Origin of the sequence: Vibrio sp. UCD-FRSSP16_30, from assembly GCF_001676025.1 — a bacterium.
GTDB lineage: Bacteria > Pseudomonadota > Gammaproteobacteria > Enterobacterales > Vibrionaceae > Vibrio.
The window spans coordinates 170,193-191,793 of record NZ_LZFW01000002.1; the positions used below are offsets into that span (position 1 = coordinate 170,193).

Annotated in this window: 22 protein-coding genes and 1 other RNA gene; 8 read left to right on the forward strand and 15 right to left on the reverse strand. The window is 42.2% G+C overall.

Features of this window, described 5'->3' with window-relative positions:
- The first annotated feature begins 165 nt into the window (after positions 1-165).
- A complete protein-coding gene (gene barA / locus A9260_RS02225) occupies positions 166-2,922 on the forward strand; it encodes a two-component sensor histidine kinase BarA (protein WP_068695770.1) in 2,757 nt (918 codons plus the stop codon).
- A gap of 34 nt (positions 2,923-2,956) precedes the next feature.
- Here the strand turns inward: barA and acpS are convergent, their stop codons facing one another.
- From acpS to rpoE, 11 genes are all read right to left on the reverse strand, one after another.
- Positions 2,957-3,337, reverse strand: a complete 381-nt coding sequence (gene acpS, locus A9260_RS02230) for a holo-ACP synthase (protein ID WP_068695772.1) — start codon at positions 3,335-3,337, stop codon at positions 2,957-2,959.
- On the reverse strand, positions 3,337-4,068 hold the full coding sequence (gene pdxJ / locus A9260_RS02235) for a pyridoxine 5'-phosphate synthase (protein WP_068695774.1): 732 nt from the start codon (positions 4,066-4,068) through the stop codon (positions 3,337-3,339). Before pdxJ ends, acpS begins: the two co-directional genes overlap by 1 nt.
- Positions 4,065-4,784, reverse strand: coding sequence for a DNA repair protein RecO (gene recO, locus A9260_RS02240; protein ID WP_068695776.1), 720 nt, complete (start codon positions 4,782-4,784; stop codon positions 4,065-4,067). The genes pdxJ and recO overlap by 4 nt, the downstream gene beginning before the upstream one ends.
- A gap of 54 nt (positions 4,785-4,838) precedes the next feature.
- A complete protein-coding gene (gene era / locus A9260_RS02245; RefSeq protein WP_068695778.1) occupies positions 4,839-5,828 on the reverse strand; it encodes a GTPase Era in 990 nt (329 codons plus the stop codon).
- Positions 5,818-6,498, reverse strand: coding sequence for a ribonuclease III (gene rnc, locus A9260_RS02250; RefSeq protein WP_068695780.1), 681 nt, complete (start codon positions 6,496-6,498; stop codon positions 5,818-5,820). Before rnc ends, era begins: the two co-directional genes overlap by 11 nt.
- A 9-nt stretch (positions 6,499-6,507) precedes the next feature.
- Positions 6,508-7,404, reverse strand: coding sequence for a signal peptidase I (lepB, locus tag A9260_RS02255; protein WP_068695782.1), 897 nt, complete (start codon positions 7,402-7,404; stop codon positions 6,508-6,510).
- A gap of 96 nt (positions 7,405-7,500) precedes the next feature.
- A complete protein-coding gene (gene lepA, locus A9260_RS02260; RefSeq protein WP_068695784.1) occupies positions 7,501-9,294 on the reverse strand; it encodes a translation elongation factor 4 in 1,794 nt (597 codons plus the stop codon).
- 109 nt (positions 9,295-9,403) lie between these two features.
- Positions 9,404-9,898: a SoxR reducing system RseC family protein gene (locus A9260_RS02265; RefSeq protein ID WP_068695786.1), complete on the reverse strand. Its 495-nt coding sequence runs from the start codon at positions 9,896-9,898 to the stop codon at positions 9,404-9,406.
- A gap of 13 nt (positions 9,899-9,911) precedes the next feature.
- Positions 9,912-10,877, reverse strand: a complete 966-nt coding sequence (gene rseB / locus A9260_RS02270; RefSeq protein WP_068695788.1) for a sigma-E factor regulatory protein RseB — start codon at positions 10,875-10,877, stop codon at positions 9,912-9,914.
- Positions 10,874-11,509, reverse strand: a complete 636-nt coding sequence (locus A9260_RS02275) for an RseA family anti-sigma factor (RefSeq protein ID WP_068695790.1) — start codon at positions 11,507-11,509, stop codon at positions 10,874-10,876. The genes rseB and A9260_RS02275 overlap by 4 nt, the downstream gene beginning before the upstream one ends.
- Positions 11,510-11,533: 24 nt before the next feature.
- Positions 11,534-12,112, reverse strand: a complete 579-nt coding sequence (gene rpoE, locus A9260_RS02280; protein WP_068695792.1) for an RNA polymerase sigma factor RpoE — start codon at positions 12,110-12,112, stop codon at positions 11,534-11,536.
- A 408-nt stretch (positions 12,113-12,520) separates the two neighbouring features.
- On the opposite strand from rpoE, the gene nadB reads away from it, so the two are divergent.
- On the forward strand, positions 12,521-14,152 hold the full coding sequence (gene nadB / locus A9260_RS02285) for an L-aspartate oxidase (RefSeq protein ID WP_068695794.1): 1,632 nt from the start codon (positions 12,521-12,523) through the stop codon (positions 14,150-14,152).
- Positions 14,153-14,237: 85 nt separating this feature from the next.
- Here the strand turns inward: nadB and A9260_RS02290 are convergent, their stop codons facing one another.
- Positions 14,238-14,501, reverse strand: coding sequence for an FAD assembly factor SdhE (locus A9260_RS02290; RefSeq protein WP_068695797.1), 264 nt, complete (start codon positions 14,499-14,501; stop codon positions 14,238-14,240).
- Between the two features lie 187 nt (positions 14,502-14,688).
- On the opposite strand from A9260_RS02290, the gene ygfZ reads away from it, so the two are divergent.
- Positions 14,689-15,627 carry a tRNA-modifying protein YgfZ gene (gene ygfZ / locus A9260_RS02295; RefSeq protein WP_068695799.1) on the forward strand — a complete coding sequence of 313 codons (939 nt, stop codon included), beginning with the start codon at positions 14,689-14,691 and terminating at the stop codon, positions 15,625-15,627.
- A 554-nt stretch (positions 15,628-16,181) separates the two neighbouring features.
- Positions 16,182-16,388 carry a DUF1107 domain-containing protein gene (locus A9260_RS02300; protein WP_068696038.1) on the forward strand — a complete coding sequence of 69 codons (207 nt, stop codon included), beginning with the start codon at positions 16,182-16,184 and terminating at the stop codon, positions 16,386-16,388.
- A 53-nt stretch (positions 16,389-16,441) separates the two neighbouring features.
- On the opposite strand, the gene A9260_RS02305 is transcribed toward A9260_RS02300, so the two are convergent.
- Genes A9260_RS02305 through A9260_RS02315 form a run of 3 tightly spaced genes read right to left on the reverse strand, consistent with a single transcriptional unit; the run spans position 16,442 to position 19,418 of the window.
- Positions 16,442-17,644 carry an FAD-dependent 2-octaprenylphenol hydroxylase gene (locus A9260_RS02305; protein WP_068695801.1) on the reverse strand — a complete coding sequence of 401 codons (1,203 nt, stop codon included), beginning with the start codon at positions 17,642-17,644 and terminating at the stop codon, positions 16,442-16,444.
- Between the two features lie 9 nt (positions 17,645-17,653).
- Positions 17,654-18,811, reverse strand: coding sequence for a 2-octaprenyl-6-methoxyphenyl hydroxylase (gene ubiH / locus A9260_RS02310; protein WP_082957009.1), 1,158 nt, complete (start codon positions 18,809-18,811; stop codon positions 17,654-17,656).
- A 40-nt stretch (positions 18,812-18,851) separates the two neighbouring features.
- Positions 18,852-19,418, reverse strand: coding sequence for a UPF0149 family protein (locus A9260_RS02315; protein WP_068695803.1), 567 nt, complete (start codon positions 19,416-19,418; stop codon positions 18,852-18,854).
- Positions 19,419-19,708: 290 nt separating this feature from the next.
- Between A9260_RS02315 and zapA the strand changes: the two genes are divergently transcribed.
- The 4 genes from zapA (at position 19,709) to rpiA (ending at position 21,552) form a co-directional block, all read left to right on the forward strand.
- A complete protein-coding gene (gene zapA, locus A9260_RS02320) occupies positions 19,709-19,999 on the forward strand; it encodes a cell division protein ZapA (protein WP_068695805.1) in 291 nt (96 codons plus the stop codon).
- Positions 20,000-20,027: 28 nt separating this feature from the next.
- Positions 20,028-20,212, forward strand: a non-coding RNA gene (gene ssrS, locus A9260_RS02325) — 6S RNA.
- A 1-nt stretch (position 20,213) separates the two neighbouring features.
- Positions 20,214-20,813 (forward strand): 5-formyltetrahydrofolate cyclo-ligase, encoded by a 600-nt coding sequence (locus A9260_RS02330; RefSeq protein ID WP_068695807.1) that lies wholly within the window; start codon positions 20,214-20,216, stop codon positions 20,811-20,813.
- An 82-nt stretch (positions 20,814-20,895) separates the two neighbouring features.
- Positions 20,896-21,552, forward strand: coding sequence for a ribose-5-phosphate isomerase RpiA (gene rpiA, locus A9260_RS02335; RefSeq protein WP_068695809.1), 657 nt, complete (start codon positions 20,896-20,898; stop codon positions 21,550-21,552).
- Positions 21,553-21,601 lie beyond the last annotated feature (49 nt).

Genomic DNA, 21,601 nt, shown 5'->3' on the forward strand with positions numbered 1-21,601 from the left:
TAGTAATTTTTAACGGTCATACATCAAGCTTTTTCATTGCGTTTGAAGCCAGACTTGGTTCTAAGGAAGCAATTTCAATTTCAATGATTTAGACTTAGGTTTAAGTTTACAAAATTCGAATGCCTTAACAGGCTTATTTTTTCACATCTGATGTATTAATAAAACATGACAAGATACGGACTTAGCGCTCGTGTAATAACACTGACTCTTGCCCCAACACTTATTGTTGGGATGTTGTTGAGCGTGTTTTTTACTTCCAACAGATACAATGACTTAGAAGCTCAGCTAATTACTGCGGGTACCAACATTGTTGAACCCTTGGCTATCGCCAGTGAGTTCGCCATGTTGCAGCATAATCGCGAAGCCGTTAGGCAATTAATTAGCTACAGTCATAGGAAGCGCTCCGATGTTGTGCGTAGTATCGCAGTATTCGATGCGCATCACGAACTATTTGTCACATCCAATTTTCATCCTAATTTTCAAAGCTTAATGTTTCCCAAGTCAGAACCGATACCGCTACACAGCACAGTTGAACTTGTTGATACCAAGCTTATCATCAGAACCCCCATTATAGCCGAAGCTCAATTTGTTGCGCCGCAAGCGGATGCTCAAGAAGGAGACCAGACTTTAGGCTACATAGCCATAGAACTGGATCTTTCTAGCTTGAGGCTCCAGCAATATCAAGAAATCGTAGTCGCACTGGTGGTGATGTTTTTAGGGGTTGGGTTATCCGCCTTTTTTGCATACCGTTTGATGCAAGATATTACCGCGCCAATTACCCATCTTAAAAATAGTGTTGACCGAATTCGCCGTGGTCAACTTGATGTAAGAATCGAAGGCAAAATGCATGGTGAATTGGATTCACTAAAAAATGGTATCAATTCCATGGCGATGTCCTTGTCTGAATACCATATAGAAATGCAGCACAGTATCGATCAAGCCACCTCCGATCTTCGTGAGACGTTAGAACAATTGGAAATTCAAAACGTTGAATTAGATATTGCGAAAAAACGCGCTCAAGAGGCGGCGAGAGTCAAATCTGAATTCCTAGCCAATATGTCCCATGAACTTAGAACACCATTAAACGGTGTAATTGGTTTTACCCGACAAATGCTAAAAACAAACCTTTCTCACAGCCAAACGGATTACCTGCAAACCATTGAACGCTCAGCCAATAACTTGCTTAGTATCATCAATGACATCTTAGACTTCTCCAAACTTGAAGCCGGTAAACTCCTTCTCGAAAACATCCCATTCGGCTTCCAAGAAACATTGGAAGAAGTGGTGAACTTACAAGCGCCAAGCGCGCACGAGAAAGGGCTAGAGTTAACCCTTAAAGTTGATCCTAAGATCCCTGCCGGCGTGGTGGGTGATTCGCTTCGTATACAGCAAGTACTGACTAACTTAGTCGGTAATGCGATTAAGTTTACCGAACGAGGCAACATCGACGTTAGCATTGAATTACGTACTCAAAAAGAAGAGCAAGTTGAAATCCAATTCATGGTTAAAGATACCGGTATTGGTATTTCTGAGCGCCAACAAGCTCAATTGTTCCAAGCCTTCAGCCAAGCTGATGCAAGTATTTCAAGACGCTATGGTGGTACTGGTCTAGGTCTGGTTATTACCCAAAAATTAGTTCGCCAAATGGGCGGGGAAATCAGTCTAACCAGTCGTTTACACCAAGGTTCAACCTTCTGGTTTACGATTAGGCTTAATACTACCGATCTCCCTATGGAGCAGATGGACCTTACTTCAATTCGCGGTAAAGAAGTGTTGCTGATTGAGCAAAACTTACAAGCGGCCAATGTATTACAGCAACTACTGACACAAGAAAGCATCATCACTCAATACCGCTCGGCATTGCCAGAGACCATTACGCCACATGATTACATTATTTATAACTCGCCAATTAATGAAAGCATTAGTGAAGACGAGTTGGTCGAGTTTATTTACCAAGCAAAAGCGGTCTGCCCTAGCGTAATTATTGGCCTGCCAAGTAATCAATTGGCACTCTCTGAAGCGTTAATGGAGCAGCACTCAGTCTCTTGTATTATTAAGCCGCTTACTCGCACTAAGATCATGCAGACGATGTTGCGAGATCAAGAAACTAACCTCCCAATCTATGAAAAACCAGAGATAGTACTACTTGATAAACTGCCACTCAAAGTCATGGCCGTTGATGATAACCCTGCTAATTTAAAATTAATTAGCGCATTACTTCACGAGCATGTGGAATCTGTTATCACCTGTTCAAACGGACAAAGCGCCGTTGATGAAGCCAATCGTGAAGAGTTTGATTTAATTCTGATGGACATACAAATGCCAGGCATTGATGGCGTAGCTGCCTGTCAGGCCATTAAGAATACTCAAATAAATAGCGAGACACCGGTGATTGCCGTAACCGCGCACGCCATGAGTGGCGAACGTGAGCGCCTACTAAAAGCTGGGATGGATGACTACCTAACCAAACCAATAGAAGAAGGCGTATTGCTCAAAATCCTCAATCATTGGGGCGAGCAATCTATGGGCAAACTAGAGCCAATGCCAACCTCAAATATCACCTCAAGTGTGAATTTAAATAATGATGTCATCATTGATTGGCGAGCCGCTCTTGCGCAGTCTGCAGGGAAGGAAGATTTAGCAAAGGAGATGCTACAGATGCTTATCGACTATATGCCAGAGGTGAATCAAATTGTCGAAAAAGCACTTGATGAACAAATATCAAAAGATGACCTCACCCATCATATTCACAAACTGCACGGCAGTTGTGGCTATTGTGGAGTGCCTAAATTGAAAAAATCTTGTGCAACTTTAGAGCAGATGCTTCGCTCTGGAGAGACCATTGATAACATTGAGCCTGAATTGCTCGAGTTACAAGATGAAATGGAAAAGGTACAAACGACAGCTCGTTTGTACCTTTAATATGACGATTTTTAAGAGGCATACTAGCGGTAAATCAACGCTCTAAGATGACGGTTGCAACAGCGTAATGCCGTTCATCTGAAATAGACAGATGAACGCTAGTGACTCCTAATGATTGGGCTATTTGCAATGCTTTACCAGATAAGGCTAAACATGGCTTGCCTTGCTCATCGTTGCTAATAGTAAAGTCTTGAAAAGACACACCCTTCGCAATGCCAGTACCCAATGCTTTAGAAGCTGCTTCTTTGGCGGCAAAACGTTTAGCAAGAAACTTCCCTTTTAGGGTCAATGACTCAAACTTAGCCATTTCTGTTTCAGTTAAGATACGCTTTGCAAAGGAAACACCACTACGATTGAGCGCTTTTTCTACGCGCTCAATTTCAGCAATATCCGTACCTAAGCCAACAAGAGGCATTATTTACGAGCCTGTTCCACAATTGCCTTCATATCAGCAACGGCTTTATCAAGGCCTTCAAATACCGCACGACCCATAATAGAGTGGCCAATATTAAGCTCATAGATTTCAGGTAAAGCCGCTACGGCAGCTACGTTATGATACGTCAGACCATGGCCTGCATTAACGATAATACCTTGCTGTGATGCATAGGTTGCAGCCTTAGCAATAACCGCTAACTCTTTTTGTTGCTGTTCTTCGTTTTCTGCATCAGCGTAATGGCCAGTGTGCAATTCGATGAATGGCGCACCCGCTTCTTTTGATGCATTAATTTGATCTTGGTTTGGATCAATAAACAAAGAGACTTTAATGCCTGCATCGGTCAGTTTCTTGGTTGCCGCTTTAATCTTTTCAAACTGACCAACGACATCTAAGCCGCCCTCAGTAGTCAGTTCTTCACGTTTTTCAGGAACAAGACAAACAAATTCAGGATTGGTTTTTAGGGCAATATCAACCATTTCATCAGTCACTGCCATCTCTAAATTCATGCGTGTTTGTATTGTTTCAGCCAAAATACGTACGTCACGATCTTTGATATGACGACGATCTTCTCGCAAATGAATAGTAATACCATCCGCACCAGCACGCTCTGCAATATCAGCAGCGTGAACAGGATCTGGGTACTTTGTTCCACGAGCATTTCGTAGGGTGGCGATGTGGTCAATGTTGACCCCAAGTAAGATTGGATTCATTTTTTGATACTCCGTGTTCGGGGCATAAATAACTCCCGACTTTTTATTGGTTTTCCGCCAAGATAAGGCTTTAAGGCTATACGTGTAAAGCGCTTTGCCGCACTCAATTGTAATTTTGAGGTAAAGCGCCTTTCACTAAGCGCAATAAGCTCTTCACCCTTAAAAGTGAAGTGATCTTTGCGCACCGAGGCGATAAATCCTTGCTGCTCTCGATACCGATAAGTCATCTGTGGCTCAACTGGATCGCCAGTGCCGGTGCAATGCAGAAAATCAACGCCATAACCAAGAGCGCTCAACAAAGCCAATTCAAACCGGCGCAGCGCAGGCTCAGGATTATCCGCTTGTGCAAGCTCAGTTAAAGCATGAAGATAATCGATAAATAGTTCAGGGTAAGGGATTTCTTGTCCAATGACGCGAGCAAGAATCTCATTCACATACATTGCAGAGTAAAGGTTTACTCCAGATAAAGGGATGCCTAAACTGATCGGCTCTGCTTGTCTCAATGTTTTCATTGAGCCTGAACCTGACCATTTTAGTAATAGCGGAGTGAAAGCCTGCAGAGCCCCTTTTAAAGGGGAACGCTTACTTCTTCCTCCCTTACTCAGTATGGTCACTCGACCAAACTCTTCAGAGAAGACATCTAAGATTAAGCTAGATTCTGTATAGGGACGACGGTGCAAAACAAAGCAGCGCTGAAACCCTTCAATTACTGACATAGATTCAATGCTATAAAAAACTCCACTATAAAGTGGAGTTTTAATGATTAGTGCTTACAAGTCATCCATGTAGCCTAATGAACGAAGAGCCCGTTCATCATCAGCCCAACCAGATTTAACTTTAACCCAAGTTTCAAGATAGACCTTGCGACCAAATAACTCTTCCATATCAAGACGAGCTTCTCGGCCGATGGTTTTGATCTTCTCACCCGCTTTACCAATAACCATTTTCTTTTGACCGATGCGCTCAACTAAGATTAACGCATTGATATGAAAACCATCATTATCAGGGTTATAGTCAAAGCGCTCGATCTCTACAGTCACTGAATACGGCAGTTCATCACCGGTGAAACGCATTAGCTTTTCACGAACGATCTCTGATGCCATAAAGCGCTGAGAGCGATCCGTTACGTATTCTTCAGGGAAGTGATGCGTCGCTTTAGGTAAGAAATTACGGACATGCTTACGTAAAACGTCAATGTTTTTACCGAGTTTAGCCGAGATTGGCACTACATCGACAAAATCCATTTTCTCCGTCATTTCTTGCATGTGACTCATCACAAGATTGCGATCTTGAACTTTATCAACTTTGTTGACACACAAAACAACAGGGAAATTAGCGGCTCTTAATTTATTAAGCACCATGTCATCATCGGCAGTCCAATGAGTTCCATCGACTAGGAAAAACACTAGGTTAACATCACTCAAGCTACTGTTAGCAGCACGGTTCATTAAGCGGTTAATCGCACGTTTTTCTTCAATATGTAGTCCCGGAGTATCAACAAAAATAGCCTGATAATCACCCTCAGTATCTACGCCCATTATACGGTGACGCGTAGTTTGTGGCTTACGAGATGTAATTGAAATCTTCTGCCCAAGGATATGGTTCAAAAGAGTTGATTTACCTACGTTAGGTCGACCTACAATCGCGATAAAACCACAATGCTGATTGTCTACCGAAGTAGATTTCTCTTGGTTATTAGTCGCAAAATAAGCATCAAGATCGATACCTTGATCTTCTTCTGGCTGATCATTATTTGACATTAGTTAGTTTCTCCAACGCAAGTTCTGCTGCAGATTGTTCTGCTTTACGGCGGCTTGTACCTTTACCAGTGAATGGTCTTTCGACACCCGAGACAATACAATCAACAGTAAACTCTTGGTTATGAGCTTCACCTTTAATTCTAGTGACTTCATAATCTGGAAGAGGTTTACGACGCCCTTGTAAAAACTCCTGCAAGCGTGTCTTAGGATCTTTTTGTGATACTCCAGGTTCAATAGCTTCAAGGCGGCTCATATACCAGCCTAAAACTATTGCACGCACAGATTCTGTACCACTATCTAAGTACACAGCGCCAATGATTGCTTCTACAGCATCAGCAAGAATAGAATCACGGCGGAAACCACCACTTTTCAACTCACCTGGACCTAATTTTAAGTAGTCTCCGAGTTCAAATTCTCGCGCAAGCTCAGCCAGAGTTTTACCTCTAACCAAAGTTGCTCGCATTCGACTCATATCACCCTCGTTCACCTTAGGAAAACGATGGTACAAATCATCAGTGATGACAAAACTTAAAATTGAATCGCCCAGAAACTCTAGTCGCTCATTATGTTTGCCATTGGCGCTACGGTGTGTCAGCGCCAAATGTAGGTTATCTATGTCATTAAACTTATAACCAATGCATCTTTCTAATCTACTTAATTGAGAATTCATACTCTCTGATTACTCTATACCGCCAACGCGGTTCAAACGAATACCGGTTGGAATCCAAGATGGTAAGAAGCTAGCGCTATCGCGATCAAACTCAAAACTCACCCAAATACCAACTGCTTTGCCAACTAAGTTAGCTTCAGGAACAAACCCCCAATAACGGCTATCAGCACTGTTATCTCGGTTGTCACCCATCATGAAGTAATGCCCTTCAGGCACAACCCATTCACGAACACCACCTCGAGGTTGATAAGCTGCTACGTTATCTTGACGCAGAGGGTTTATCAAAACTTGATGATGATGCTCACCCATTGTTTCATCTAAACGAATCAACGGGACATTATTTTGTACAAATTCACTTTCTGTGTAATTCGTTAAAGGAACAGGGCTACATTGCAGCTCTCCCTTAGGTTTAATACACAACTTCTTATCTTGATTATAGCGAATAGTATCGCCAGGCAAACCAATGACTCGCTTAATGTAGTCAATACTTGGTTGTGGTGGAAATTTAAATACCGCAACATCACCACGCTCAGGCTTACCTGTTTCCACTAATTGAGAGCGCCATACCGGGTCTTTTAAACCATAAGAGAACTTTTCAACCACGATAAAATCACCAATCAATAACGTTGGCATCATCGAACCTGATGGGATCTGGAATGGTTCATAAATAAAAGAACGCAGGATCAAAACGAACGCAATCACAGGGAAGATAGAAACACTATTTTCAATCCACCAAGGTTGATTTGCTATTTTTTCCTTTGTTTTCTCATCTAAGCCGGTTGTTTGAGCTTCAACATCTGCCACTTTAGCAGCACGTTTTTTTGCCCATACAAACTTTTCCAAAGCATAGACAATACCAGTAACCAAAGTCACTACGACTAGGATTAGCGAAAACGTATTAGCCATTAAAATCCCTTAAAATTTATCTGTTTCTAAAACAACGAAAGTGAAAGGGTCAATAACCCTTTCACTTTATAATTCTTATTCAACCATGATTAATGGTTAATCTTTACCAACATGAAGAATCGCAAGGAAGGCTTCTTGTGGAAGCTCAACGTTACCGATTTGCTTCATACGTTTCTTACCCTCTTTCTGTTTCTTCAACAGTTTCTTCTTACGACTCACATCACCACCGTAACATTTAGCGATTACGTTTTTACGCAGTTGCTTAACGGTAGAGCGAGCAATAATGTGGTTACCAATTGCCGCCTGTATTGCAATATCAAACATCTGGCGAGGAATGAATTCTTTCATTTTCTCAACCAATAAACGACCACGACTTTGAGAGTTATCTTTGTGCGTGATAATCGCCAGTGCATCTACTGTATCACCATTAAGTAATACGTCTACACGAACCATGCTTGATACTTCATAGCGATGGAAGTTGTAATCCAGTGATGCATAGCCACGAGAAGTTGATTTTAAACGGTCAAAGAAGTCTAGTACCACTTCTGCCATTGGAAGATCGTAAGTTAGAGCGACTTGGTTTCCGTGATAAACCATATCCACCTGAAGACCACGCTTCTCTACACAAAGTGTAATAACGTTACCTAGGTACTCTGAAGGTACTAAGATGTTACAACGAGCAATTGGCTCACGAATTTCTTCTAAGTCATTAACTGCTGGTAGCTTGGCAGGGCTATCAACATAAAGCACTTCACCATTGGTTTTTACTACTTCATAAACAACCGTAGGTGCGGTAGTGATTAGGTCTAGGTCATATTCACGCTCTAGACGCTCTTGAATAACTTCCATGTGAAGCATACCAAGGAAACCACAACGGAAACCAAAACCAAGTGCTGCCGAGCTTTCTGGCTCGTAAAATAGTGATGCATCATTTAGGCTTAATTTACCCAGAGCATCACGGAAGTTTTCATAATCATCAGATGATACAGGGAATAAACCCGCGTATACCTGTGGTTTTACTTTTTGGAAACCAGGAAGTGCCGTTTCACAGCTCACTTTAGCATGAGTTAAAGTATCACCGACTGGTGCACCTAGAATGTCTTTGATACCACAAACAACCCAGCCAACTTCGCCGGTATTAAGTTCAGTTGTATCGATTTGCTTAGGTGTAAAGATACCTAAACGATCCACACCCCAAACTTGGCCTGTGGTCATTACTTTGATCTTGTCGTTCTTCTTGATGCTACCGTTTTTAATACGAACGAGAGAAACAACGCCAAGATAGTTATCAAACCATGAATCGATGATTAGCGCTTGCAGTGGAGCATCCGGATCACCTTCAGGTGCAGGAATTTCTTTTACAATCTCTTCAAGTACGGCATCAACGCCTAAACCTGTTTTAGCAGAACAACGAACCGCTTCCATTGCATCAATGCCAACGATCTCTTCAATTTCTTCAGAAACACGTTCAGGATCGGCGGCTGGAAGGTCAATCTTATTTAAGATTGGCACAACCTCTAAATCCATTTCGATTGCAGTGTAACAGTTAGCTAGAGTCTGAGCTTCAACACCCTGACCTGCATCAACAACGAGTAACGCACCTTCACACGCAGCGAGAGAGCGAGAGACTTCATAAGAGAAATCAACGTGTCCAGGGGTATCGATAAAGTTAAGTTGATAAACTTCCCCGTCATTTGCTTTGTAGTCTAGGGTCACACTTTGAGATTTAATCGTAATACCACGCTCTCTTTCAAGATCCATAGAATCAAGAACTTGCGCTTCCATTTCGCGATCACTCAGGCCTCCACAAACTTGTATCAAACGATCTGATAAGGTGGATTTACCATGGTCAATGTGGGCAATAATCGAAAAGTTACGAATGTTCTTCATAGTAAGGTGTGGTTAGACTCATACAAAATTGAAAGGGGAAATGATGTTTTTGGTCATCATTTTGCTTAGATTGGCAGATTCTACCGAATTTCAGCGCTTGCCGCTATCTTCATTTTACTTCAAGTGGTTGGCCTAAGGTGCGGATCAAGGTTACTTGCTGCTCAGCCTGATGCTGATTACCGTTTAATTTGGCTTTAATTACCACGCCACTGATGAACGCTAATCCAGCGCCAAATACGATACTCACCCACTCCTGACCACTCAAGAAAGCGTTAGAAACTTCAGTTCCAATTAAAGCGCCAATAAGAAGAAAGAGTAAAGGAACCAGATAAACTAACGCTGCGGCAGACAATAGTGCTTTTTCGGGTAAACCTATCTCTACGATATCACCCGCGACAACAGGGGTTGAGGTGGTTAGCGACCAAGCATGCTCTTTGTTGCCAATAGCCTTGGTCACTTGGCCGGTAGCGCAACTGGATTTAGATGCGCAGCCACTACAACTGGTCTGTTGCTCACAAGTGATATCAACCTTAAACAGCTTTTCACTTGCTTTAGCCGGTGACAGCTCTGTTACTTTTGTCACCATAGCGAGTGCGTTCATCATATTTATATACTACCTAATGAAAAGTCACTGATTGTAGAATACGTTGCGCTGTAGTGGGAGGAATATCTCCGACAACTATAACTTCATGTTTGTGAACTACCGCACTTTGCAAAGTACGTCTGCCCTGCCTCACTAGTTGGCGTTTTAACGATAAATCGTCTTCAGGAGCCACATAGATTGAGAACTGAAACAATCCGTCCGAATAAATTTGGCTCTCAACAACACGGTCGGAACCCAACAACGGATGGCTTTGCATTTTTTTACTCACAAAACCTTTTGGCATCCAACCTGCATTCCAAGAGATCTCATCAACACTACTATCAGGTAATGTCACAACATCAGGCAATGTTGCTTGTTCAAGCCCCTTCATTATAGGGACTAGATGATCGGTGACAGAATAAGACACAGTTCGGTACTGCTCTAATATCTCACCATCTCTATCAATCAGGTCAGCACGTAACGGCAATGACGAAGCTTCATCAATCCACACAATGTAGGAGTAACGCTGTCCATCTTTAGGAACAACACGAACCACATCACTTGGTGCACCTGCTTCTCGAGCCCGTCCAACCTTCACAAAATCATAATTTGCAGTCAGTCTGTCTGGGTTAACCTCAAGCATTGGCATTAAAGGCGCAACCATTTTATCCGATACAATAGTAAAAGGATCAATGCCCGGCTCAATGTAACTGACTTGATTGCCGCGTCGTATAACTTCTCTCACTGGGCCACTCAAATACATCAGTTGAGCAAACAAAGTATTATTGTCATTAGCTTGACGATACACCAGAGGTTCAATACTGCTCTTACGAATCAGCACATATGAAATCTCATAATTAAGCGTATCACTTGCTTGGCTCATCTTATGAATAAGAGCCTCAGCAGAATTTTCATCAACTAATGCTGAATCATCGGCTAAGGCTAAAGGAGAAGTGGCTAAGCTGAGCAACGCACAAGCGCTGGCCAGAAATTTCTTCATTTTATATCCGTTTCTACGTCAGAATTACTTTCGCTATGGTTTAAACGAAGTTGTAATTCATAATCTTGCAACACAGTATTAATACGTCGACGTTGCTCTGCCATTTTCTCATCTTGTGGTGTTAGTGATTCAGATTTCGCACGAACAGAGTCACGAGTTAAGCTAACAGGCTCTGCACTACCCGACATAGGAATCGTCTGTAATACAGGAAGCGTTTCAGCAACAGGAGAACCATCAACACTACCACCGTACTGTTGAACCCCTAAAATGACCGCAAAAGAAACGCAAGCAGCAACCGCTACTTGACCAAATTGGGTGAGCCATTGAGGGAGACCTTTTTTAGCCGTAGCAGGTGAAGGCTGAGTTTCTAGCATCGGCTGAACATTACTGCTCTGAGTACTGCTTTCTTGAGTATGGCCTGAATGAACGGGTTCATCTTCAAGGGCAAGAGCAACTCGACTTGCGATATCCCAGTCAGCCCCTTGCGGTGCATCACCTCGCATGACATCACCAATCAAATGATAATTTTGCCAAGTTTGCTGAGCATCTGTCTCAGTTTCTATCTCAGATATCAGGCTTAAGTCTACTGACTCTCCATCCATCAACGCTGAGATTTTCTCTTTGTTAGACATTACTTTCACCATTGTGATTATTTTCTAACGCTGAAGAAGTGGTTGAATTTTTTTCTCTACCGCTTCTCGAGCTCTAAATATTCGCGAACGAACTGTGCCTACAGGGCACTCCATAACAGCTGCAATATCTTCATAACTTAACCCATCAAGCTCTCGCAGAGTCATCGCTGTTTTTAAATCTTCTGGTAGTGCTTCAATTGCATTGAAAACTACCTCTTTCAATTCATTGGACAACGCTAAGTTTTCTGGGTTCGATATTTCTTTTAATGCGCTGCCAGTTTCTATGTATTCAGCATCCTCAGCATCCACATCGGTGGCCGGTGGCCTACGCCCAAGTGCCACTAGGTGATTTTTTGCGGTATTAACAGCAATGCGATAAAGCCAAGTATAAAACGCACTTTCCCCTCTAAAATTTGGGATAGCACGATACGCCTTGATAAAAGTCTCTTGTGCAACATCCGCAACATCGCTGTGGTTGTTTACATATCGAGAGATCAAGTTACACACCTTATTTTGGTATTTTACGACCAAAAGATTAAAGGCTTGTTTATCGCCATTTTGAATCCGCTCAATCAATACTTGATCGGTCAACTGCTCGTTCATTCGAGCTTTTACTCCTATATTTAGCTCTCATCTTCTCAGATATGAGTTTAATCAATGCATAATCTATTATTGACACCATCAATTACTAGAGCACTATTGTGACTAAGAAGAGATAGAAAAGTTCATTTTGTTTATAGTTTTTTTCAAACTTAGTCAAAAATATGATGTACTAGTCAAATGATGGTTAATTAGATACAAACTTCGCCTAAAGTTATAACTTGGGTAGAACGCACTGTTTAGCGCCATAACGGATAGTCGAATAGTAACTGTAGCTAGTATTCGAATAGTAGCACCCTAGTCCTCGTCTGGGTTAAGAACCGGTCAAAAACTATAAAATAAAACACGTGTTCAACGAGTGGATAATGATTGGCTTGCAAGCCTAATGGATAAATAGGATAGAACAGTTTAATGAATTCAATACCTCAACATCAATGTGATGTACTCGTTGTTGGCAGCGGTGCAGCAGGACTCTCTTTAGCCCTTCGTATTGCCGAAAAATCCAAAGTCATTGTATTGAGCAAAAGCTTGAGCCGAGAAGGAGCAACCTTTTATGCTCAGGGCGGCATTGCAGCCGTATTCGATGAGTCAGATACCGTCGAATCACATGTCGAAGATACCTTAATCGCCGGCGCTGGCTTGTGTGAAAAAGACAAAGTTCAGTTCATCGCAGAGAACGCAAAAAAATGCGTACAATGGTTAATTGATGGCGGTGTCCCTTTTGATCAAGAAGAGTCTGGTAGCAATAGTGAAAAGCCACGTTATCACCTGACCCGAGAAGGCGGTCACAGCCACCGACGTATTTTGCATGCTGCTGATGCAACCGGTATGGCGATGCAAACTTCTTTACAAGAAAATGTATTAAACCACCCCAATATTACCGTTCTAGAACGACATAACGCAGTCGACCTTATCACTGAAGACAAAATAAATGGCAGTGCACAAAAAGTTGTGGGTGCTTATGTTTGGAATCGTGACTCAGAGTTAGTTGAGACTATTGCCGCAAAATTTGTCGTACTGGCCACTGGCGGCGCCTCTAAGGTGTATCAATATACCAGTAACCCTGATGTATCATCCGGTGATGGCATTGCAATGGCATGGCGCGCAGGTTGTCGAGTAGCCAACCTTGAGTTCAATCAGTTCCATCCAACCTGTCTGTTCCACCCAGAGGCGAGAAACTTCCTTCTTACTGAAGCATTACGCGGCGAAGGGGCTTACTTGCTAAGACCTGATGGCACACGCTTTATGCCCGACTTTGATGAGCGTGAAGAATTAGCACCGCGTGATATTGTGGCTCGCGCAATAGATTATGAAATGAAACGTCTTGGTGCTGATTGCATGTATTTAGACATCAGTCATAAATCTGCAGAGTTCATTACCAAGCACTTCCCGACCATTCATATGCGTCTGCAAGATCTTGGTCTAGACATGACTAAAGAGCCAATCCCTATTGTTCCTGCTGCCCACTACACCTGTGGTGGAGTAATGGTGAATCCTGAAGGTCAAACGGATGTACAACAACTGTATGCTATTGGTGAAGTAAGTTATACCGGTCTGCATGGCGCAAACCGCATGGCATCCAACTCATTACTAGAGTGCGTGGTGTACGCTTGGTCAGCTGCAGAAAACATTCTCAAACAACTTGATAGCGCTGAAATGCCAGTCAATCTTCCTGGCTGGGATGAAAGTCAGGTAGGCAACTCAGATGAAGAAGTCGTGTTGCAGCATAACTGGCATGAGCTACGACTATTTATGTGGGATTACATGGGAATAGTGCGTACCGATAAGCGACTTGAACGTGCATTGCATCGCATCCAACTACTGCAAAAAGAAGTGAATGATTACTACAGTAACTTCCGCGTATCCAACAACCTTTTAGAATTACGTAACTTACTGCAAGTGGCCGATCTTATGGTTCGCTGTGCGATGGAGCGTAAAGAGAGCCGTGGCTTACATTACACTCTTGATTACCCAGAGATGCTCGAAGAGGCTAAACCCACAATTTTAGTGCCTAATCATCTAGGTAAGAGCTACCCTAATTAATCTAATGTTTTGATTAATTAACAGCTAACAAAAAGGCGCCCCGTTAAATCGAGGCGCCTTTCTTTATTTGGTTTTATATCAATTTTTAAGAGCGAACTTTACTTAAATTATGCGCTACGATTTTATCAATCATAGAAGCCAACGCCAAATTCTCACTACGCCCATGTCCCATAATCCAGGTAAACAAGTCTGGATCATCACTCTCTAGCAAAGCAACAAAGTCTTTTTTCTCTTGCTCAGTCAGCTGGTCAAAACATTCATCAAAAAACGGCATAATCACAACATCTAACTCTAACATGCCTCGACGACACGCCCATTTTATACGCGCTTTCTGTTCTGGTGTGTACATGCGTTACCTCAAATAATCTCATTCCCTTTCCCCGAGTGTAACAGTCCTACTCGGCAGTAACTATTAGCTTAATCACAGCTTATTGCTTAATCCTGCTTAAAATCACACATGAATTAAAATTCCGCCCTTAGACATAAGCACAATTTGTGATTACCATAGATAAAACGATCTAGTTTAAGGAACCACTATGAGTGCGACACTTTCCGTACCTTTAAATACCCCGGCACTTGCATGGACATTACTACCCGATTGGCAAGCAATTACAGCCGTAGGAGAACAGAGTAAGTCTTACCTCCAAGGGCAAGTAACTTGCGATGTGGTTAAGCTAGATGCATCGCAATCAACTCTAGGCGCACACTGTGACGCTAAGGGAAAAATGTGGAGCCTGTTTCATCTATTTCATCACAATCAAGGCTATGCCCTATGGCAACATAAATCAGGCATTGAAAACGCTTTACAAGAAATCAAAAAATACGCTGTTTTTTCTAAAGTAGACCTTATTGTGAGTCAGCAAGTTAGTATTGGTGTATTTGGTGATAAAGCAGAAGCGTTCATTGATTCTATTAGCGACACTAAAGACAACGTACGCCACCTACCTTTTGGTACTGCCGTTAAAATACAAGATCTACGCTGGTTGCTTTTAGTCGATGAAAGTGAACTAGAAAGCTTAGAAAATAAATTAACCGATGCACAAAAAGTGACGCCAGATTACTGGGACTATTTCGACATTATTAATGGCATCCCTCGCGTCACTCAAGCACAGCAAAACATACATATACCACAAATGTTAAATTTGCAGGCCGTATCGGGTATCAGCTTTGAAAAAGGCTGTTACACAGGGCAAGAAACGGTAGCACGAGCAAAATACCGCGGAACAAATAAGAAAGTTATGCGTCTAGTGCAAGGCACTGCAACGAGTGATGATTCTTTCAGTTTTGAGCGTGAAGTCGGTGAAAATTGGCGTGGCGCTGGTGATGCGATCGCGCAATATCGTAATGAGCAAGGTGAGGCTCTGGCCTTAATCGTACTCAACAAGGACATCGAATTTGATACTCGCTTTAGAGTTGCAGGCAATCCCGACAATATTTGGACTTTAGTCGATTTACCTTATGACTTAGAGCAATAACTGTCATTTACTGATAGCGGTTATTTTTATCACGCTGATTTATTACAACAAAATGGGGAGAGTCTATTCTCTCCATTACACTCCTTTAACATCGCTGAAGATTTCATTCTAAAATATTGAATCCATCTATTTTGAATCTATCCGATTAAACTTGCCTATCTAAAACTATCTGTCGCAAGCTATCAGTCTGAACTTATCCAGTCGTACCCATCCCTTACTTTCATAAGCTAAACTTATTAACAGAACGGCATACCGCCCCTTATTCACATCTTGTTGCATATTCACGGCAATTTTGTCGAACTTTTGCACTGTGAGCTGTCTATATGAATATGGACTCATTGATAACGATGAACTTTAGTGCTTAAAACTGGCTTTGAATAAAAAACCACCATTATTGACTATGCTAAAGAACAAAGTTAGACAAAAACGTCAGTGCATATGGATATTCTTGTTTATAAATCTAGTTTCATCACAATATTGTAAACAAAAAACCTTATAATGCGCCCTGCCATGGAGGCAAATAATAATAAATGAAAAAATTAAAGGTATCAGAAATGAGACTGTTTAAGCGTTATGTTCCGAGCATGATTGCAAAACACGTAAGTAGATTATTCAAAGGACGAATAGATATTTACGGTGTAGGTAAGTTTGAGTTTGATAATGGGAAGTTAATCCTCCCTCATCACGCTGAAGAACGTCACTTCAAAGCGGTAAACGAAGTGAACATCGAAGTGAAAAGACTTCGAGCTTGCTACATTTAAGTTGGCTAAAACAAAGGAGGCGTAAGCCTCCTTTTTTAGTGAGCAATTTTTAATTATTTGGCCAATTTAGGAAGATCGCCTTTTAAACCTAAAGCATGGCGCATCACTTCATTTTTTACGCCTGGCAGTGTTCCAGCCAAACTCATTCCTACACCACGAATTAGCTTCTTCAAAGGATCATCCCCTTCAAACAATTCTTTAAATCCTTGCATGCTAGAGATCATTTTAATTGCTTCTGCTTTTCTCCAGCGCTCAAAATGACGAAGATTGGCGTATTCACCAATATCTTTACCTAGATTCCAGTGTTTTTCGACTTCTTGCGCTAATGTCACCGCATCTAAAAGACCTAAATTAACACCTTGTCCAGCAAGAGGATGAATGGTGTGCGCGGCATCCCCAATTAAGGCAACTCTCTCTTTAGCAAAATCACGGGCGTAGCGCATTCTTAAAGGAATAGCGGTTCTATTACCTAAGTTCTGAACGTTCCCCAAACGCATATCGAAATCGACCGTCAGTTGCTTAATGAAGGACTCATTCGGCGCACTCATTAATTGCTGCGCTCTATCTGTGTCTTGTGACCAAACTATTGAACAAAGGTTTGGCTCGTGCAGAGGCAAAAAGGCTAACGGACCTGAATGGGTAAATACTTGTCTTGCAACACCTTGGTGAGGCTCTTCCATCGTCACATTGGCAACGATTGCACTATGGTCATAATCCCATTCCGTAACAGGAAAACCTTGCTGTTGGCGTACCCAAGAGTTTGCACCATCTGCCGCAACCACCAGCTTAGCCGTAATATTTTGACCATTGTCTAAAGTTAGCCAAGCTTCTCTTTCTCCAATCGCTAAATTACTGCACTTGTTGGGCTGAAATAGAGTCACATTTTCAAGCTTAGCCACTTGTTCAAGTAGAGCGGATTGAATAATTTGGTTTTCGACAATATGGCCCAGATTATCCTCATGCAGATCACTGGCTGAAAAGTCTATTTTGGCAAAGGTGTCTTTCTCCCACACTTGCATCTTGGTGTATGGCGTATGACGCTGCTTGGCAATTCCAAGCCAAGCACCAAGGTTACATAAAATAGCTTCACTTGCTCGGCTTAGCGCTGAAACTCTTGAAGCCGGCTCGTCACTCACCTCAATAGGTTCAGCACTTTCGATAATCGCAATACGAATATCGGTATCCTTTAACGCTAAGGCTAAAGTCAGTCCAACCATACCACCGCCAACAATGGCTAAATCTACGTTTTTAATCATTTTTATGTTCTATACCTGTCCTAGGCTACGATTTTTAACTGGCCCTTGAATAAAAGGAACCATGTCAAAAATAGCTAATCCAAGGTTTCGAGCCGCCACCATAGGCAACCAATCGTTGGAAAATATTCTGACTAAGCCCGATGTCATCGCGCAAGTTGCTTCTCTGTCTGCTGTTCGATTATCTCGGTAGCTCGCAAGGCAAGTATATTCGCCACAGTCAGTATGTTTTGCCACAACTTCAACTAACGTTGCAACATCTCTCACGCCCAAGTTAAACCCTTGACCGGCAATCGGATGTAACGTTTGAGCCGCATTACCAACAAAAGCGATCCTGTGATGAATTAATCGGTCTCGCTTATGTAATTGCAGTGGATAGCTCGCTAATTCACCCACTTTATTAAAGCGACCTAAACGCCAGCCAAACTGCTGCTGTAACTCAGCTAAAAATTGCTCCTTGTTCCACTGCAAAGTCTTTTCTAGCGTGGCTTCAGACATACACCATACCAACGACATACGATTATGTGTCATTGGTAGTAATGCGACAGGGCCATGGGCAGTAAAACGCTCATACGCGCGATTATCATGAGGCTTATCTAATTCGATATTGGCAATCACTGCGTGCTGTTTGAAATCATCTAACGATTTAGGATTGTGAATAAGTTCTGCAACTTTAGAGTTTGCACCATCGGCGGCAACCATCAGCAAGCCAGAAAGTCGAATACCGGATTCCAGTTCAGCTTCAATGTAGTCTTGATGCTGAACTATTCCACTGATGGAATCTGGACAAAAGAAATCAATATTAGGATCTTTTTGCAGCTGCTCACGAAACATAACCCCAGCATCAGCAAGTTCGACGACTGAACCTAACAGCTCTTTTCCTAACTGCTGTGCATTGAACCCAGTTTGAGCAAAATGACCTTTATCAGAAACTTCTATCGAATTAATGGATGTCGCATTTCCTGATAAGTCATCCCAAAGTCCGTAATCACGTAACAGTTGCACACTCCCCAAAGATAGAGCTATGGCTCTTGAGTCAAAACCGGGGTGTTGCGCTGATTCTGCAAAGGCCTCTACAACGGCAACTTTTTTATTGGCGATTCGACTCAATGCAAGAGCAAGCGTTGCTCCGCTCATCGCGCCACCAATAACAATCACATCGTACTGCAATAGAAACTACCTTATTGTGAGTAAAAATGGTTCAGTCAGATTAATGAACTGTTTTAGATTCTGGCTCAGCTGGTTTATTAGCCAACTCGGAATAAACGGTTAATACGCACACTTTAACATGCTCTAAAACATGCTCTAGTAGTGCCGATTGCTCTTCTAGATCATCTTCAGGATCAACATCTACTTTGGATATTTCTAATAGATCTTGAATGGCTTCTTTTGTCTGCTCGCTGGCTTTATTGACTTGCGCATCAATCAAACCTAAGCCTGAAACAAAATGACTAACCCATTCGCTCATCGCTTGTGTATACGTTGAAATGTCAGCATCTGTCGGCAATAAAATACTTAGCTCAAAGTTATCATCTGTTAACTCTTCGCCAGCTAGCTTGAGGCATTGTTGCGCCATCGCTAGACACGTCATAGGCCAGCCTGTTCCATCATTGGTATAGTCATATAACAAAGACTGCCATGCATCACTGCTATGACTTAATCCACCACTTAACATACCAATGAGAAGACCGTGCATTTCTGCGGGCGTTACGGCAATTTGTGCCGTTGATAATTCATCAGTCACTGACTGGTAATTAGGTAAAGATGTCTGGCTCATGAGGTAATAGTCCTAATAAGAGAGTTATATCGTTATCTTATCACCAGCTTGAAGCAGGTGACAGACTCAAATCAGCACCAAGTACTAGCAATTTACTCCCAATAAGCGCTATGCTTCTACACTTAAATGTAGAGTAATTAAACAAATTGCCTTGTTTCTGACTAATTGAACAGCGTATGGTCATACTCATGTTCGGAAAAGCTTGAATCTTGGTGACTGTTTTCCTATAGTTTCTTGCCTAAATGTGCACGGGACGCACAAGCTTTCGGAGCAATAACGAGTTGTCTAGCATGAACAGTCAAGCAGTTGAAATTGAAATTTTAGGTAAAATTACTCGAGTAAATTGTCCTGTCGGTCAAGAAGACGCTCTGCGACAGGCTGCACTTAACCTCAATCAACGTATTGAGGATATGGCACAAAAGACAAAAGTCGCAAATACCGAAAAGCTTATTACTATAGCAGCTCTCAATATCTGCTATGAGTTACTCGAAAAAGAAGCAACAAGCGAAATCCAACAAGATATCGAACAGCGCCTTGAGTTTCTAGATGACAAGCTAGACAAAGCGCTGACTAAAGAGTAAAAAGAGCCAACTGGACGGCAGAATTAAAATTACCCTGGGGTGTGCGTCAGCTGGATTTATGTCCCTGAGCCGATAAGCAACCCTTAAGGGTTAGTACTTGATGGCTATTGAGCAGGCTCGACTCGTATCGAGAAGCCTACGGTCCTCATTGCTGATCCGCCTTGAACCAGCTGGTTCAAGGGCCAAAATCCGCAACGGCACTCTGGGGTCCCTCATGCAATCATTATTAACACGTAATGAAATACGCAAACACGTTCGAACGCTTCGAACCAATCTCTCGACTTCTCAACAGCAAAACGCTTCATCACAGCTAGTTAAACAGTTTAGTCAGCTTCCTGAGCTTAAATACGCAAAAAATGTCGCGTTATACCTGACCAATGATGGTGAGCTCGATCCTGCTTTGGCAATAAACTGGTGTTGGCAAAACCAAATAAACACCTATATCCCTGTTCTTCATCCTTTCTCTAAAGGGCAATTACTGTTTATACAGCTAAGCAAAAATAGCCAGTTAACCGCCAATAAATATGGCATTTTAGAGCCTAAGCTTTCCGTTAAAGATATTATCCCAGCCGCTCAGCTTGATGTTATTTTCACGCCATTAGTCGCCTTTGACTCTTGCGGACAAAGACTTGGAATGGGCGGTGGCTATTACGACAGAACTTTAGCTCCGTTTATTAATAGCCCTACACCAAAGCCTATTGGCATCGCTCATGACTGTCAGCAATTTAGCCAACTCCCTACTCAAGAGTGGGATATTCCATTAGATAAGATTATTACACCAAGTAAAACATGGGATTGGTCGTCAGCGACTTAACAGCCTAAGCCTTTATTCAAATATTTCACCGATGAGTATATACTCTCATCGACCCCCTTTACTCTCGATCTGGAGAACTAGAATGACCCAAGATGAAATGAAAAAAGAAGCTGGTTGGGCAGCACTTAAATATGTTGAAGCTGGCGCAATTGTTGGTGTTGGCACAGGCTCAACCGTAAACCATTTTATTGATGCTTTGGGTACAATGAGCGACAAGATAAAAGGGGCAGTCTCTAGCTCTGTGGCATCAACTGCAAAACTAGAGCAGCTTGGTATTACGGTATTTGACTGTAACGAAGTGGCTTCTTTAGATGTTTATGTTGATGGCGCTGATGAAATCAATGCCGATAAAGACATGATTAAAGGTGGTGGCGCAGCATTAACAAGAGAAAAAATCGTTGCTGCTATCTCTGAAAAATTTGTCTGTATCGTTGATGGCACTAAAGCAGTCGATGTACTAGGTAACTTCCCTCTTCCTGTTGAAGTGATTCCTATGGCGCGTTCATACGTTGCTCGTGAATTAGTTAAACTTGGTGGTGATCCTGTCTATCGTGAAGGTGTAACCACTGACAACGGCAACGTTATCCTAGATGTACATAGCCTAAAAATCACTCAGCCTAAACAACTTGAAGACCAAATTAATGCACTTGCTGGTGTCGTTACTGTCGGTCTTTTTGCGCACCGAGGTGCAGATGTTGTTATAACAGGTACGCCAGACGGCGCTAAGATCGAAGAGTAATAAAATATAGACAAAAGCTTTTAGCAGTAAATATAAGCTACTGATTTAG

Bases quoted from the DNA above. Each gene is read 5' to 3' on its own strand.
- barA (WP_068695770.1), top strand. From the start codon at position 166: ATGACAAGATACGGACTTAGCGCTCGTGTAATAACACTGACTCTTGCC.
- acpS (WP_068695772.1), bottom strand. From the start codon at position 3,337: ATGCCTCTTGTTGGCTTAGGTACGGATATTGCTGAAATTGAGCGCGTA.
- pdxJ (WP_068695774.1), bottom strand. From the start codon at position 4,068: ATGAATCCAATCTTACTTGGGGTCAACATTGACCACATCGCCACCCTA.
- recO (WP_068695776.1), bottom strand. From the start codon at position 4,784: ATGTCAGTAATTGAAGGGTTTCAGCGCTGCTTTGTTTTGCACCGTCGT.
- era (WP_068695778.1), bottom strand. From the start codon at position 5,828: ATGTCAAATAATGATCAGCCAGAAGAAGATCAAGGTATCGATCTTGAT.
- rnc (WP_068695780.1), bottom strand. From the start codon at position 6,498: ATGAATTCTCAATTAAGTAGATTAGAAAGATGCATTGGTTATAAGTTT.
- lepB (WP_068695782.1), bottom strand. From the start codon at position 7,404: ATGGCTAATACGTTTTCGCTAATCCTAGTCGTAGTGACTTTGGTTACT.
- lepA (WP_068695784.1), bottom strand. From the start codon at position 9,294: ATGAAGAACATTCGTAACTTTTCGATTATTGCCCACATTGACCATGGT.
- A9260_RS02265 (WP_068695786.1), bottom strand. From the start codon at position 9,898: ATGATGAACGCACTCGCTATGGTGACAAAAGTAACAGAGCTGTCACCG.
- rseB (WP_068695788.1), bottom strand. From the start codon at position 10,877: ATGAAGAAATTTCTGGCCAGCGCTTGTGCGTTGCTCAGCTTAGCCACT.
- A9260_RS02275 (WP_068695790.1), bottom strand. From the start codon at position 11,509: ATGTCTAACAAAGAGAAAATCTCAGCGTTGATGGATGGAGAGTCAGTA.
- rpoE (WP_068695792.1), bottom strand. From the start codon at position 12,112: ATGAACGAGCAGTTGACCGATCAAGTATTGATTGAGCGGATTCAAAAT.
- nadB (WP_068695794.1), top strand. From the start codon at position 12,521: ATGAATTCAATACCTCAACATCAATGTGATGTACTCGTTGTTGGCAGC.
- A9260_RS02290 (WP_068695797.1), bottom strand. From the start codon at position 14,501: ATGTACACACCAGAACAGAAAGCGCGTATAAAATGGGCGTGTCGTCGA.
- ygfZ (WP_068695799.1), top strand. From the start codon at position 14,689: ATGAGTGCGACACTTTCCGTACCTTTAAATACCCCGGCACTTGCATGG.
- A9260_RS02300 (WP_068696038.1), top strand. From the start codon at position 16,182: ATGAGACTGTTTAAGCGTTATGTTCCGAGCATGATTGCAAAACACGTA.
- A9260_RS02305 (WP_068695801.1), bottom strand. From the start codon at position 17,644: ATGATTAAAAACGTAGATTTAGCCATTGTTGGCGGTGGTATGGTTGGA.
- A9260_RS02315 (WP_068695803.1), bottom strand. From the start codon at position 19,418: ATGAGCCAGACATCTTTACCTAATTACCAGTCAGTGACTGATGAATTA.
- zapA (WP_068695805.1), top strand. From the start codon at position 19,709: ATGAACAGTCAAGCAGTTGAAATTGAAATTTTAGGTAAAATTACTCGA.
- A9260_RS02330 (WP_068695807.1), top strand. From the start codon at position 20,214: ATGCAATCATTATTAACACGTAATGAAATACGCAAACACGTTCGAACG.
- rpiA (WP_068695809.1), top strand. From the start codon at position 20,896: ATGACCCAAGATGAAATGAAAAAAGAAGCTGGTTGGGCAGCACTTAAA.